The following is a 14,582-nucleotide window of genomic DNA, read 5'->3' on the forward strand; positions in this document are numbered from 1 at the left end:
AAAAGACGATGGCAGCGGCTGCAGCGAGATATCCAAATCTCATGGGCTCCGCGGCATCGAGGAAAGAATCCAGCTGCTTGAAGGCACGGTCCGCTTTTGCTCGGAAAAAGACCGCGGCTTTGCGGTAATCGCCAAGATTCCTTATGTCACAGCTAGGGAGAGTGTCTAGATGACAGATATCATGATTGTCGATGACCAGAGAATTGTTCGAGATGGCTTGAAAATGATCCTCATGGACCTCAGGATGCGCGTTATGACTGGCGTGGAAGCGACCAAGGCTGTAAAGGAAACATACCCTGCGGCCGAGCAGGTCATGCAGGGCAAGAGGCTATTGACGAGACACTGTTTCTGAGCGAAGGCATCGTAAAAAACTATGTGTCCCATATCCTTGGCAAGCTTCATCTGAACAGCCGCACTGAGCTGGTGCTGTATTTGACAAAAGAGAAATAGCGAAAGCATCTCTCCCTGTTGAGTGCCTCCGACAGCTCGTACCAGAACAAAAAACCACCCGACGAGGTGGTTTTTCTTATGTGCAGCGTATTTCAGGCGTTTAGGCCTCATCGACGATCACCTGCATGCGGAATTTGAACACCAGACAGCTAAACCCGGTCTACCGCTGATAGGAACGGAAGAGAAACTTTCGTCATTCTGCCGCTTGTTACTTTCGTAAACGTTCACGATGACTATCGGAATTTCCTCTCTGCAGGGCAGCTCCCCCTGACCAAGCCTCATGCATTTTTGATACGGTCGAAATCAAATCGCCCATGCAAGCAAAAAATCGCCTGTTCCGGTGACCTGACTGAGAGATGAGGCGGACATTCCATACAGCCAAATCCGGGTGAACTAGTCGATTGCGCGGCCTGTAATATCGTGGATAAAGCGCTCCAATGCCGTCACGTCCGTAATCCTTTTGTTGCACTGGGCGCTGTCCGTGCAAATATAGTTGCCAATCGCTTTGTAATAATCGGGCGATACATGAGCCATCCTTGTTTTGCTGATAGCCGAAAACAAAGCCACTTCCCCGTGCCCATTGCATAAGGAGCACGTATTTTTCCTGTTTGCGATCGTATACTTTCCTTCGATCCCAACGACATCTTCCCTTGCAGGGTACACGATGAACAACTTGTTTGTGGCGACATCCATCCAGCCCAGATACGTTATTGCGTGGTAATCAATCGTCAGCAGATCGGGAACCTTGAGCTTTTTATTTTTAGGGAACAGCTTCTTGAGCTGTTTTTCGGTCACCTGCGGAAACGGGATTACATACGGCAATAGCGAGTGTACATACTGCTTGAAATCCTCTGCCTCTTTTAGAGAAGCTATTTTCTTCAACAATTGCACCTGGATTTCCGTAGCATGCGGAAACGCGTTCAATACCTTTGATTCCGCGCTGTACCTTACGGCTTCCAGCACTTTCGGATCGGCAACGGATACGGTCGCCTTCTGCACGATCTCCGCCTGATTTTTAATGAAGTTATATTGATGGTGTCGAATAAACGGTTCAACCATACCGTTCCCTCCTTGCAATCAATTTGTCGTCCGTTCGTTCTCGGGAGCTTTGTTCATTTGCGCCCCCTTTCACTATAAAAAAATGTGCTGCTCGCAAGAAATGCCGGATTTGATTTAGAAACGAACTCGCCATATAAAAAGCTTCCCTTTGAATCCTTTTCGCAGCAGCGGATTCTTTGGCAGCAAAAGCTGTTTATGCGGACCGGAACGCTTATACTGAGCCCTATACACTTGAGAAAAAAGTGAAACGTCCCTGCAAGAAAAAAGCACCGGCAATCGATTCCCTCGATAACCGGCGCTTCCGTCGTCTTTTCCTATTTGTTTGTATACACAATCTTTTTGATCGTCTCCACTGCAAGAAAGTGATCGTCAGCCAATTGATGGATCGTCTTTCCTTTTTTAAACGCTTCTTTAATCGCGCTGTTTCGCTCCTGGATGGCCCTTCTTCCTCCAGAACGCGCCCCCCATTTTTCATAGGTGGTTTTCGGTTTTGGAATATAGATGGTTTCACCCTGGATATATTTCTGAATTTCGCTGATCAGCTCTTCAGGTAAAATCGTGGTTGCTTTTACATATTTCATTTCTGCCCGCTCCTTATTCATTCGAGAATGGAAATAAGGGGCAAAGCCAAATGATTAGAAATGATCGATGCTCATACGGGCGATGAAAAATTCATGTCCGCCCCATGCAAAGTATCGCCTCCAATACTTGGCTTTGCATGAGTGGCTGCCGTATGCGGCAACAAACCCGTTATTGCCATTGCTGCTCACCTCCCCGGACATTTGCTGTCTTTGAAACGATTGTCCGCTCCCTTTCATCATATACATGTACGGATTCGGTGTTCAATAGCAGGCCTGGATTCGGTGAAAATTTTCGTTTCTTCCATTTCCTTCAGAAAAGTTCCCGTACCGCAAACTGTTGCCTGTCGGCCTTTACTGTCGCCACGGCCATTTTCGTTTCCCTGATTTGCAAGACAAGAAAAAACACCCTGGGCGCAGTTCATTGTGGCGCACAGGGCGGTTTGATGGCATCGAATGATTTGTACAAGATCAACTTTTATACTGTTGATCTGGGGCAGCAGCAGCTCTTCATTCGGCTACAGACATGGCCTCAACTCTCAGACGGATTGTTTGTACGAGAGGATATTTTTGTCCCGCATACTTTTTTATACGCAAGCTTGTTCACATCGACTATACGGAAGGTTCGATCAAGCCAAACCCGCCGTCATTTCGCTTGTAGACCACGCTCACCTGATTGGTTTCCGCGTTGGAAAAAACAAAGAAATTGTGTCCGAGCAAATCCATTTGCAGGATCGCCTCATCCACGCTCATCGGCTTGTACTCGAACCGCTTGATTCTGACGACGCTCTCCTGTGCTTCCGCCGGTTCCTCTGCAAACGCCTCAGGCGGAGAAGTCAGCAATTGCCTGTTGCGGTTTTCCAAGCGGTTTTTATATTTGCGAATCTGTCTGTTCAGCTTGTCAATTACAAGATCGACAGATGCGTACATATCCTCGGTGGATTCTTCAGCCCGAAAAATGGCGCCTGGGGTCGGAATCGTCATTTCCGCCGTGTGGCGTTTCTTCGTTACGCGCAGGGTTACCCGGCACTCGTCGGAAGCGGTCAGCAAATCGAATTTCTCCAGACGGCTTACCTTGTTTTCCACATACTCGCTTAAAGCTGGCGTAACAACCAAATGGTCACCGTGAATATTGCATCTCATGAGCGAAAACCCCTTTCGCGGCTTCTGGGGAGCTTTTCTTGTCCTCCCTAGTTCTCATTATGGGTGATAAAAAAAAGAGCGGTGTGAGATAAATCACACTTCGCTCTCGAAAAGCGTCAAATCCCGCTCGGCAGTTGCAATATTTAAAACATTTGCCACAAATAGCCGCGGCCGCAAATAAGTGGCTCCGCCTCTATTCACCTTCCCAAGCAAACGTATATCGCGTGAATGGCTCCGATAAGCCATCTCCGAGTATATCTCGTATATCCTTACAGTTAGTGCCATCATAAAGAACTTCACGTTATCATAAGAATCATTCCGATTACTAATAAAGCGATTACAGAAATGCTTCCTAATGGATTGAGAACTTTTTGGGCGAACCAAGTTTTTTCAAATCGAGGCGTTGTAAAGATGATCAGCAAAATCAATGTTGGCACACCAATGAAAAATACCCCCGTCCATTCTGACAACAGTTTTGAGATCCAGCTCACCAAAAATAGCAGTATTAATTTATCTAACGGGTGAAAAAATCCCTTACAAATAAAATCAAAGAACTTTTTCAACATAACCACTCCTTGAATATGCTCTTAAAAAATAAAACAACCCCTGTGTCATATCCAGGTGTTGTTTCGCAGTAGCTAACCAATCACAGCAATTATTTTATTATATTCGCCGAACCGTCACGTTGTCCCTTTTTCTTTTCTCATCAGGTCGTAAGGCTTTACCGGCTTCTCCACTCTCACCAAAACCTTTTGCATCGGGTGCGGGGCTTCGTCCAGACTGTTCCCGTCTTCGTCCCACATCTCGCCGATCCGCTGGATGAACCTCTCCCGTCCCGGTCCGATAAATTCAACCTCTTGCCCCCGTTTGAAATGGTTGCGCTGCTCGATGGTGGCGATGCCCGTCTCTTCATCGTAGGCAAGCACCAGTCCGGCAAAATCATAGGCGGTCATTTTCGGCGGCACGCCAAAGATCTGGTCGTCTTTGGTCGGCTGGTGAAAATAAAAGCCGGTGGTCAGCGGACGGTTGGCCGCCTTCATGATCTCTTCCCGCCACTCCGGCTTGAACACGAACGTTTCCGGGCTGTCCCAGTAGGCGTCAATGACTTGCCGGTACGCGTTGACAACGGTAGCGACATAGTGAATGCTTTTCATTCTCCCTTCAATTTTCAGCGAGTCCACCCCCGCTTCGATCATCTCCGGGATATGCTCCAGCATGCACAGGTCTTTGGAGCTCATCGTAAAGGTCTCATCACCCTCGGCAAATAACGGATGCATGTCGCCCTCTTCCTCCGCAAACAAATCGTACTTCCAGCGGCACGATTGGGCGCAGCCGCCGCGATTGGCGTCGCGGTTCGTCATGTGGTTGGACAGGACGCACCGGCCTGAGTAGGAAATGCACATGGCTCCATGCACGAACGCCTCGATCTCGATATCGACGTGCCGTTTGATTTCGCAGATTTCCTGCAGTGAAACCTCACGGGCCAGCACGACTCGCGGAATTCCCTCTTCCGCCCAAAATTGCACCGCCTGCCAGTTGGTGACGGACGCTTGCGTGCTGATATGGATCTCCAGACCGGGGGCCGCTTCCCTGCACACATCGACGATCGCCGGATCAGCCACGATCACGGCGTCAATGCCAACCTTTTGCAGCATTTGGAAATAATCAGCCATCCCCGCGAAATCTTCGTTATGGGCCATGATGTTCGCTGCCACATACACCTTCGCTCCCCGTTCATGGGCGAATGCCACGCCCTCCCGCATGTCCTCAAACGTGAAGTTTCCCGCCTTGGCACGCAGCCCGTATTGCTGCCCGCCAATGTATACCGCATCCGCACCGTACAGCACGGCGAACTTCAACTTTTCCAAGTTGCCGGCAGGTGCGAGCAGTTCCGGTTTTTTCCTGATCTGATTCGTCATCGCAGTTTCCGTTCCCCCTTTAATAAACCTGCTCTCGAAAGTAAAAGCCGGTACCAATCGGCCGTTCCGTCGGTTGAACCGCATTGATCGCATCCAGCAAGGCAGGGTCAAGTGCAGCCTGCGGATTTTTCGCCAGGCAGTCAATCGCCTGGCGATAGACGGAGACAACCTGGCAATTGTAAGAAAGCGGTTTGCCCAGCGCCTCTATGTAGAAGGAATCGATGCCGTTTTCGATCAAAACTCCCAAGTGCTCCAGCATGCATATATCTTCATGGCTCATGACATGTGTGCCGTTGTGATCCTCAATAATGGGATAGTGCTGTCCGCTGCGCGTATTTTCCTTCAATACCATCAGCTGCTCCTGCTTGTTGTCCCCTTTGCCCAGAATGTGCAGGTAATTGCTGACCAACGGCCGCTTTGAATGAAAGATGCAGGTCATGCCGTGAACCTGGACCTGGACCGGAATCCGGCTTTGCTGTTTCACGCCAATGACTTCTTCTAAAGACAGCTCACGGGCCAGTATCGCCCGGCTCGCCCCTTTTCTCGCCCAGAAATTGACGGTTCTCCAGTTCGTCGACGTCGTTTCCGTACTCCAATGCCGCTTCAACCCGGGCGCTGTTTTCTGCATTGCCACGAGTACCGCCGGATCACCGAACACCACCGCATCCACTTTACTTTGCTCAAGCTGCCGTACGTACTCGTCCAACCCGTTCAATTCCTCTTGATGCAGCAGGGCATTCAGGGCGACATATACTTTTTTCCCTTGCCCGTGAGCGATACGGACAACGTCAGTGATCATCGGCATGGAAAAATTGCCCGGCACGCGCAGCGCATACCGCCCGTCTCCCACCGTTACGGCATCTGCGCCTGCTGCAAGCAGCTTCTCTGCTTCTTCCGGGCTGCCTGCGGAGACAACCAACTCCGGTATGTGGAAATTCATCAGAACCATCCTTTCTTTCAGACAGGCCAACAGAACCATTTTATGGACCAAAGCGCTTCCACTCAATCAGGGGGTTCCCCCATTTTCTCCGGTGAAATCACTGATTTTCGGAATGACAATGCCAGTTGAAGTCTTCTCCCGGCAAAAGGGTGGCTGGACGGATACAAAAACAGAGCCCTGGCCATCCCCACGGGCGATTAGATGACCAAGGCTCACTTTGTTACTGACGGCTTTTTTTATACACGGACACAAGAAACTTCCAATCTTCCAGAAAATAGGCCCAAAGGTTAGGGCGTCTGCGCACAGCCAATGGATGGTAGGAAACTGCCGTTTTCACACCACGGGGGAAGTGCCACTGCTGCCGCAGCGCCTTCACCTCCGCTTCCCTGTTTGCGAAAAACGCCTGTGTGGCTACATTTCCCAAACAAAAGGCGAGCTGGGGCGTTTTGCTTTGCAGTTGGACGAGCAGATGCTGCATGCAGGCTTCTCTCGCTCCTTCTTTGTCATAAGCCCGGGTCGGACGGCGCTTCAATACATACGTAACGTACACATCTCTTTCCCCGAGCCCTGTCTCGTAAGCCGCCTTTTGCAGCGTTTCTCTCGTGCCGCAAACAAACGGGTTGCCGTGCCGGTCTTCTCTTGCTCCCGGATTGTCGAGCACGACCATGATCGGCGCATGCGGATTCCCTTCGCCCCAAATCATCCGCGAGCCGTGCTCAAACAGTCCGCAATCCATGCAGCTCTCAACGCCCTTTGGCGGCTCCTCCTCAGGCCAAATGGCCGGGCATGTTGCATCCATCGCGATCCCTCCGCCGTCGTTGTCGGCTATCCGCCTATGAATAGGATTGGATGGAGGAAGGAGTTTCAAACGCATACAAAGAAGAAGCAGCTCCTATGAGGGCTGCTCCTTTTTAAGTTACCCACAAGGAGAAACTGGATACACTTGGGAATGCATTTGATTACATCTATGTCGACCTGGCTCCCGAATTCCGAGGTTGATATTTATATCCCAATCAAAAAAGTTCAATAAAGATTGTCCCTTCAATGCAAGGGACTTTTTCTTTTGTCATGCAAATGATGATCTTCCGTTAAGCAGTCAAGTTTTGGGAAAGCTAGATGAGGACACTAGCAGAACGGTATTCATAAAGGATGAACATCATTGAAAGACAAAATGTTTACCAAACGGACATTCTTACATGGACATACAAACTCCCGCAACGCGCAGGCTGCACTGAGAGGAGAGCTGTCGGGCGTAAAAAGGCTCCTTCCTTTTCTGGGCCCCGCATTTATCGCTTCTATTGCTTATATAGATCCAGGAAACTTCGCGACAAATATTACAGCCGGCTCAAAATACGGCTATCTGTTGCTCTGGGTGATTGCCGTCTCCAATCTGATGGCCGTCCTGATCCAATCCTTGTCAGCAAAGCTGGGCATCGCGACGGGAAAAAATCTGCCCGAAGTAGCACGTGAACGGTTGCCTAAAGGCGTGTCTTTTTTTCTATGGGTGCAGAGCGAACTCGTGATTATCGCGACAGATTTAGCGGAGTTTATCGGAGCGGCACTCGGGCTCTCTTTGTTATCCGGCCTTCAGATGCCTGCAGCTGCAGTCATTACGGCTGCAGGCTCGTTTGCCATATTGGAGCTCCAGCGAAGGGGCTACCGCTCCTTTGAAGCGGTTATCGCTTCCATGCTGCTTGTCGTCGTATTGGCATTCGCGGTCCAGACCTTCATGGTAAAGCCGGATTTTGGAGCCATTGCAAAAAGCTTGTTTATGCCGAGGTTTGCAGGCACAGACAGTATCCTGCTGGCCGCTGGCATATTGGGTGCGACGGTTATGCCCCATGCCATTTATCTACATTCCTCGCTGACAAAAAATCGCGTAATCGGACGGAACGATCATGAAAAAAAGCAAATCTTCAAGTTTGAATGCATCGATATCGTCATCGCAATGGTTATCGCTGGAGCGATTAATATGAGTATGCTGATCGTGTCCGCCGCAATGTTTCATGTACACGGTCTATTCATCGAAGACTTGACCACAGCCTTTCACGAATTTAACGCTTATGTCGGCCCAGTCGCATCCTTTTCGTTCGGGCTTGGACTGCTCATCGCCGGATTGTCCAGCTCGTCGGTCGGAACACTGTCAGGCGATATTGTCATGCAAGGGTTTGTAAACATGCGAATCAACTTGTATATTCGCAGAGCCGTCACGATGATTCCTCCGCTGCTGCTCATCGTTTCGGGAGTAAACCCTACGAGTGCATTGGTGACAAGCCAGGTCGTTTTGTCATTTGGAATTGCTTTTGCCCTTGTCCCGCTCATTCTATTTACGAGCAACAAGAGCATTATGGGGGGATTGGCGAATCATCGTGTGACAACGCTATTAGCTTGGATCGTCGCTCTTTTGGTTGTCATTTTGAATATATTTCTGCTGGTTGAGACGCTTTTTTAAAAGGGGTTCGCCACTCACTTGCATGGGGCAATCCGCGTCTCAGCCATGGATGGCTTGGCCTGTCGCATTCAGTATGGCCTCCAGCAGCGTTTCCGACAGAGTCGGATGGGCCGCGATAAAGTCTTCCATGGCATCTGCCGTCATTTCCGCATGCAGCATGACGGTTCCCTGACCGACCATTTCCGTCGCCCGGGGACCGACAATCGAGATGCCGACGATTTCATTGAATGTCGGCTCGACGATAACCTTCACTTTTCCCGCCTGTTCATGTAAGATCAACGCTTTTCCATTTGCGGCAAAAGGGAATTCGCCAACGCGGACATCTCCGTACCGCTCTCTGGCTTGCAACTCCGTAAGCCCGACACTGGCGATCTCCGGCGAGGTGTAGATACAGCGGGGGACAGCGCGATAGGATGCTTTCTTCTCCACGCCGCAAGCGTTGAGTGCCGCCACTTCGCCCTCGTGAAAAGCGACATGGGCAAGCTGAATGCCGCCAATGACGTCTCCGCAGGCATATATGTGGGAGACGCTTGTCTGCATGGTCTCGTCAACCTGAATGCCTTTCCCGGAATACTGCACGCCGACCCGGTCCAACCCCAGCTCCTCTACCCTCGGCTTTCTGCCAATTGCCACCAATACATGCTCCGCCCTTATTTCTTCCACTCCGGCTCCCGTTTGTACGGACACTGTTTTCGTTGCCGCATCTGCGCCCGACAGGGCAGTCCCGGTATAAATGGTTGCCCCATCCTCTTCCAACCGCCGTTTCAGCACCTCTGCGATGTCGCGGTCTTCTCCCGGCAACAGTTGTTCAGCCATTTCTACGATCGTGACCTTTGCGCCCATTCTGCTGTAGATGCTGGCAAATTCACAGCCAATCACCCCTCCCCCTACGATCAGGAGCGTGGCGGGAATGCGAGAAAGCGACATCGCCTGACTGCTGTGGATGATCCAGCTTCCGTCAAATGGAGCAAACGGCAGTTCGATCGGCTCGGAACCCGTTGCAATAATAAAGCGGTCAGCGGCGACTTCTTCCACTCCGTCCGGTTTTTCCACTTTCACGACCCGGTCCGTCAAAAAGGAAGCTTTCCCCTGGATGACTTGCACCTTGTTTTTTTTCATCAGGTATCCTACGCCGAGGACGAGCTTTTTCATCACGCTGTTTTTATATTGCTGGACCCCGTACCAGTCGACGTACACGCCGCTTGCCGGCACGGCGATCCCGAAGGCGGAGGCCCGCTTTACCTGTTCAAGCGTTTCCGCGCTTTCCAGCAGTGATTTCGTCGGGATGCAGCCTTCGTTGAGGCAAGTGCCGCCCAATTGGCGGTCCTCTATGACAATGACTTGCTGTCCTTTGCGTGCGGCTGTTATGGCAGCGACGTAGCCTGCCGGTCCTCCGCCGATAATGACTACAGTTCCCACGAGGTCTCCTCCTTACAATAGCAGACTCAGCGGATTCTCCAGGCAGTCCTTGACGCTTCCCAGAAATTGAGCCGCCGGCGCTCCATCCAGCACGCGGTGATCAAATGTGAGGCTGAGCGGAAGCAGGCTGCGCCGTTGCAGCTCTTCTCCCCGGTAAACGGGCACCGCCTCGATTGCGCCGACACCGAGAATGCCGGCCTCCGGAGGATTGAGCACAGGCGTAAAATGCTCTACCCCGTACGCCCCCAAATTGCTGATCGTAAAGGTTGATCCTTTCATCTCGTCGCCGCTCAGCCGGTTGTTGCGGGCTTGCTCGCCAAGCGACTTGATCGCCTTCGATAGCTCCAGCAGCGAAAGTTGGTCAGCGTGGCGGATTACGGGGACCACGAGCCCCTTCTCCAGAGCGACGGCGATTCCGAGATGGACATGTCCATATGTCTCGATTCTCGGCTCCTGCTGATCGGTCAAATACGCGCTGTTCATCAGTCTATGCTTTTTCAGCGAAAGGACAACCGCCCGGGCGATCAAGTCGGTTACGGTAAGCTTCCCTTCCTGGCGCTTTTCCAGTTCGGAGGCAAGCTGTCTTTGCAACGCCAAAAGGTCGGTCAGGTCAGCCTTTGCGGTCATCGTTAGTTGGGCGCTCTGCTGCAGGCTTTCCAGCATGCGTGTGGCGATTACCTTTCGCATTCCGGTCACTGCGGTACGCTCCACCACTTCCTGATTGGAAGCCGTTTTTGAAGCTTCCACGGCAGGCTGCGTGGATGACAAAGGGGCTGCCGCAGGCTGAGAAGTCCCTTGCGGCTGAGGGGCCGTTTCTGCGCGGGAAGCGGCCTCCTTCGCCAACGCCTTTTCCACGTCCTCCTTCGTGATGCGGCCTTGCGGGCCAGTACCTGTGATGGACTCCAGATCCAATCCCGCTTCTTCCGCCATTTTTTTGGCGACCGGCGAAACTCTCAGATTGCTGCCTTTGCGCCCTGCCGGCGCTGGTGTCGTGTTTTCCGTTGTCGGCGCTGGTGTCGTGTTTTCCGCCGTGACTGCTGCTGACACCGGCGCCGTTTTTTCCGCCGCGACTGCCGCTGCGGCCACCTCCTGGGTTGATTCTGCTCCTGCATGGGATGCGTGTTCAATTTGCTCCCCCGACTCTCCGATATAGCCGAGTACGGTTCCATAAGGTACAACTCCGCCATCATTGACGGCGATCGCAAGCAGGATGCCGTCTGCCGGCGCTTCCAGCTCCATTTCGATTTTTTCCGAGCTGATGTCGACAATTCCCTCGCCTTTCGCGATTGGGTCCCCGACTTGCTTTTTCCAGGCGATCACCGTTCCTTCCACCATGGACATTCCCAATTTGGGCATGATCACTTCCGCTGCCATGTTTTCCATTCCCTCCCTCGTTTATTGGGCTGGCAGGCACTCCTTCTCGCTCGGGGAGTGCCCCGCTTTTTCAGGAAACCGCCATGATGGACTCGTCGCCGATCAATTCGGAGACGACCTCGATCACTTTTTTCGCAGAGGGCAAATACAGGTCTTCCAGAGGCGGCGAGAACGGCACAGGCGTATGCGGAGCCGTAATCCGTTTGATCGGCGCGTCGAGCGTGTCAAAGCCTTTGTCTGCGACGAGCGCCGCGATGTCGGTCGCAATGCTGCAGCGCGGATTGGCTTCGTCGATGACGATGAGCCGGTTGGTTTTGGCTACGGAGGAGAGGATGGTGTCTTCGTCCAGCGGCGACAAGCTGCGCGGGTCTACCACCTCGACCTCGATGCCCTTCTTGGCGAGCAGCTCGGCCGCCTCCAGAGCCGTGTGCACCTGTTTGCCGATGGCGACGATGGTCACATCGGAGCCGGTGCGCTTGATGTCCGCTTTCCCGAGAGGAATCGTATAGTGTCCTTCCGGTACCTCACCCGTCATGTTGTAGAGGGTTTTGTCTTCGAAGAAAACGACCGGGTCGTTGTCGGCGATGGCCGTCAGCAGCAAGCCTTTCGCATCGTAAGGTGTCGACGGAACCACCACCTTGATGCCGGGGATGTGGGTGAACATGGCATACAAGCTCTGCGAGTGCTGGGCCGCAGCGCGGAATCCGGCCCCGTGCATCGTGCGGATCGTGATCGGCACCTGGGCTTTGCCTCCGAACATGTAGCGGAATTTGGCCCCCTGGTTCATCACCTGGTCGAGACAACTGCCGATAAAATCGTTGAACATCAGCTCCGCAATCGGCCGCAAGCCCGTTGCGGCTGCAGCCATGGCCGCCCCCACATAACCGGCTTCCGTAATCGGCGTATCGAGTACGCGGTCCCGGCCAAATTCCTGGACCAAGCCTTTGGTCACGCCAAGAACGCCGCCCCATGCTTCATCGTCCTGCAGATGATCGACCTGCGCCCCTCCGGCTACGTCTTCTCCCAGCAAAATGACGTTTTCGTCCTGCTTCATCGCAATCTTCATCGCTTCATTAATCGCTTTTGAAAAACTGAGCTTTCTCGCCATCATTTCTCCTCCCTTCCATTAATAAGAGACGTATACATCGGTCAAGAGCTCGCCCGCTTCCGGGTATGGACTCTGCTCGGCAAAGCGGATCGCGTTCTGAATCGACTGTTCCACCGCTTCCTCTATCTGCCCCAATTCAGCTTCCGCTAGCAGCCGGCTTTCCGTCAGATAATCCCGGAACAGCTTGATCGCATCGCGTTCCTGGATGTGGGCCTGTTTTTCCGATTCCTTTTTATACTTTTGGGCGTCGCCCTCGAAATGACCGTAGTTGCGATAAGTAATGCACTCGATCAGGGTCGGCCCTTCTCCCGCTCTGGCCCTTTTCACCGCTTCTTCGGCGACACGGTAGACCTCCAGCACATTTTTGCCGTCCACGATAACACCGGGGATATTGTAAGCGCTTGCGCGGTCGGCTATATTTGTACAACTGGAGGCATACGTAAATGGCGTCGCCTCCCCGTATCCGTTGTTTTCGGCGACGAAGATCACGGGCAGCTTCCAAATCGCCGCCAGGTTGATCCCCTCATGGAATGTCCCCTGGTTGTTGGCTCCGTCGCCAAAAAAGCAGACGCTTACACTTTGAGTCCGCTTCAGCTTGGCTGTCAAAGCCGCTCCGCACGCCAGAGGGAAGCCTCCTCCCACGATGCCGTTTGCTCCCAGCATCCCTTTGTCCAGATCGGCGATGTGCATGGAGCCGCCTTTCCCTTTGCACAGCCCCGTCGCCTTTCCGTAAATCTCGGCCATCATCCCGTCCAGATCGCAGCCCTTGGCAATGCAGTGGCCGTGCCCGCGGTGTGTGCTCGTAATCGTGTCCCGCACTTCAAGATGGGCTCCGACTCCCACCGCAATCGCCTCCTCGCCAGCGTACAAATGAACAAATCCCGGAAGCTTCCCTTGGCCAAACAGGAGATGCACGGCATCTTCAAACTTGCGAATCTCCAGCATTTTTTGATACATCCATCTCGCCTTTTCCTGTGACAACACCTTATCCTCTGTCGCCGTTATCTTCATTCGAGCTTCCTCCCATCTTTCCTGAGCTTACAACCCGCAAATCAACTACTCGCACACGATTCCCAGCTTCGGCCAGCCTTCCCCCTTCCTTGCCCTATACCCGAAGCAAGTCGTGTGCCAACGCGGCAAACACCGCCGCTTCGTTGAAAAACGGGCATTGTCCGCGCGTCGTCCCATTATCTTGCAATACGAAATGAGACGAATTCCCAAACTGTCTCATTTTGTCTCAGACGTGCCCCAGAGCTGCTTTTGGACAAAAAAACAGCCACCGGTGCGGAAAACACCGATGGCTGCGCTTTTGTTTTTTCCTTACACGTGCACAGGGTACCTCCTGCGGCAATCGTCCACAGCCTGCTGCAAGCCGTCCAGCTCAAACCGCAAGCAGTCGCTGTACGGCACGAGTGATGACAGCGAGGCAAGCTGCTGTGTGAGCAGCCCGACAAAGTCTTCTGCGGTCATGTCCCCCACAAGCTCCGACAGACTCGACATGCGGGCCGGTTCCACGATGGGATGGTCTGCCGCAGACGCTCCCCCGGCGGCGAGATCATAAAACGCTTTGACCAGCTTTCCTCTCGCCTCGCCGCTTCCTTCGACCAGCACAAATGCCTGGACGATGACTGCTCTCGTCTGCCTTCTTTGGGCGATTCCGCAAAACTTTTTCCCCCTGACGCTGACGTCAAATTCTCCCGGACAGTACGAGCCGCTTACTTCCCCGGTTTCGATCCTGCAAGACCGGCTTTTCAGACTTTGCCGGATGAGCTCCGCCATCAGGGCAAAGTGGCGCTGTACATCCAGATCGCCTTGCCGATTGGGCAAAATCAGGGACAGATTGACGACGCCGGGGTCCAGCGGCACTGCCGCTCCTCCTGAATTGCGAACCGTCACGGAATAGCCTTGTCCCTGCAGCCACTGGACAGCTTCCCGGACCCGGGGCAGCTTCCAGTCTCTCGACCCGAGCACAAACGCTCTTTCATGCCTCCATAGATGAACAGCGGGCTCCAGCAGGCCGTGCCCTACTTGCCTTCCGTACACTTCATCGAAAGCAAACGGAACCACGATGTCTCCTGTCATCACGTTGGCTGCGGCATCGATAGCGCCTAGCCGAGCAGGCAAGCTTGCTTTGTCCATT

The 14,582-nt window shown here is 52.9% G+C and carries 14 protein-coding genes; 3 read left to right on the top strand and 11 right to left on the bottom strand.

Going from position 1 to position 14,582, the window contains the following annotated elements; genetic code table 11:
- Window positions 1-169 precede the first annotated feature (169 nt).
- Window positions 170-352, top strand: coding sequence for a hypothetical protein (locus NST37_RS21845; protein ID WP_003390111.1), 183 nt, complete (start codon window positions 170-172; stop codon window positions 350-352).
- 23 nt (window positions 353-375) lie between these two features.
- Window positions 376-450, top strand: a complete 75-nt coding sequence (locus NST37_RS21850; RefSeq protein ID WP_275261596.1) for a hypothetical protein — start codon at window positions 376-378, stop codon at window positions 448-450.
- A 393-nt stretch (window positions 451-843) separates the two neighbouring features.
- Here NST37_RS21850 and NST37_RS21855 read toward each other — a convergent pair whose 3' ends face one another.
- From NST37_RS21855 to NST37_RS21880, 6 genes are all read right to left on the bottom strand, one after another.
- Window positions 844-1,509, bottom strand: coding sequence for an elongation factor G-binding protein (locus NST37_RS21855; protein WP_024984639.1), 666 nt, complete (start codon window positions 1,507-1,509; stop codon window positions 844-846).
- 314 nt (window positions 1,510-1,823) lie between these two features.
- Window positions 1,824-2,090 (bottom strand): CD3324 family protein, encoded by a 267-nt coding sequence (locus tag NST37_RS21860; RefSeq protein ID WP_024984638.1) that lies wholly within the window; start codon window positions 2,088-2,090, stop codon window positions 1,824-1,826.
- Between the two features lie 609 nt (window positions 2,091-2,699).
- A complete protein-coding gene (gene raiA, locus NST37_RS21865; RefSeq protein ID WP_031931718.1) occupies window positions 2,700-3,230 on the bottom strand; it encodes a ribosome-associated translation inhibitor RaiA in 531 nt (176 codons plus the stop codon).
- 680 nt (window positions 3,231-3,910) lie between these two features.
- Window positions 3,911-5,149 carry a U32 family peptidase gene (locus NST37_RS21870; protein ID WP_339185816.1) on the bottom strand — a complete coding sequence of 413 codons (1,239 nt, stop codon included), beginning with the start codon at window positions 5,147-5,149 and terminating at the stop codon, window positions 3,911-3,913.
- Between the two features lie 19 nt (window positions 5,150-5,168).
- Window positions 5,169-6,089 (bottom strand): peptidase U32 family protein, encoded by a 921-nt coding sequence (locus tag NST37_RS21875; protein ID WP_339185817.1) that lies wholly within the window; start codon window positions 6,087-6,089, stop codon window positions 5,169-5,171.
- Between the two features lie 220 nt (window positions 6,090-6,309).
- On the bottom strand, window positions 6,310-6,888 hold the full coding sequence (locus NST37_RS21880) for a uracil-DNA glycosylase (protein WP_339185819.1): 579 nt from the start codon (window positions 6,886-6,888) through the stop codon (window positions 6,310-6,312).
- 372 nt (window positions 6,889-7,260) lie between these two features.
- On the opposite strand from NST37_RS21880, the gene NST37_RS21885 reads away from it, so the two are divergent.
- Window positions 7,261-8,541 carry an Nramp family divalent metal transporter gene (locus NST37_RS21885; protein ID WP_339186809.1) on the top strand — a complete coding sequence of 427 codons (1,281 nt, stop codon included), beginning with the start codon at window positions 7,261-7,263 and terminating at the stop codon, window positions 8,539-8,541.
- A gap of 39 nt (window positions 8,542-8,580) precedes the next feature.
- On the opposite strand, the gene lpdA is transcribed toward NST37_RS21885, so the two are convergent.
- The 5 genes from lpdA to NST37_RS21910 form a co-directional block, all read right to left on the bottom strand.
- Window positions 8,581-9,960, bottom strand: a complete 1,380-nt coding sequence (lpdA, locus tag NST37_RS21890; RefSeq protein ID WP_327955496.1) for a dihydrolipoyl dehydrogenase — start codon at window positions 9,958-9,960, stop codon at window positions 8,581-8,583.
- 12 nt (window positions 9,961-9,972) lie between these two features.
- Window positions 9,973-11,334, bottom strand: a complete 1,362-nt coding sequence (locus NST37_RS21895) for a dihydrolipoamide acetyltransferase family protein (RefSeq protein WP_339185820.1) — start codon at window positions 11,332-11,334, stop codon at window positions 9,973-9,975.
- Between the two features lie 70 nt (window positions 11,335-11,404).
- On the bottom strand, window positions 11,405-12,442 hold the full coding sequence (locus NST37_RS21900) for an alpha-ketoacid dehydrogenase subunit beta (RefSeq protein ID WP_003390124.1): 1,038 nt from the start codon (window positions 12,440-12,442) through the stop codon (window positions 11,405-11,407).
- A gap of 18 nt (window positions 12,443-12,460) precedes the next feature.
- The gene (locus tag NST37_RS21905; RefSeq protein ID WP_327970315.1) at window positions 12,461-13,453 is read right to left on the bottom strand and encodes a thiamine pyrophosphate-dependent dehydrogenase E1 component subunit alpha; all 993 of its coding nucleotides are present in this window, start codon (window positions 13,451-13,453) and stop codon (window positions 12,461-12,463) included.
- Window positions 13,454-13,762: 309 nt separating this feature from the next.
- Complete coding sequence (locus NST37_RS21910) at window positions 13,763-14,581, bottom strand: biotin/lipoate A/B protein ligase (RefSeq protein ID WP_003390128.1); 819 nt, start codon at window positions 14,579-14,581, stop codon at window positions 13,763-13,765.
- Window position 14,582: the final 1 nt, after the last annotated feature.

The sequence above is a fragment of the Brevibacillus sp. FSL K6-6036 genome (assembly GCF_037964015.1).
Classification (GTDB): Bacteria; Bacillota; Bacilli; order Brevibacillales; family Brevibacillaceae; genus Brevibacillus; species Brevibacillus borstelensis.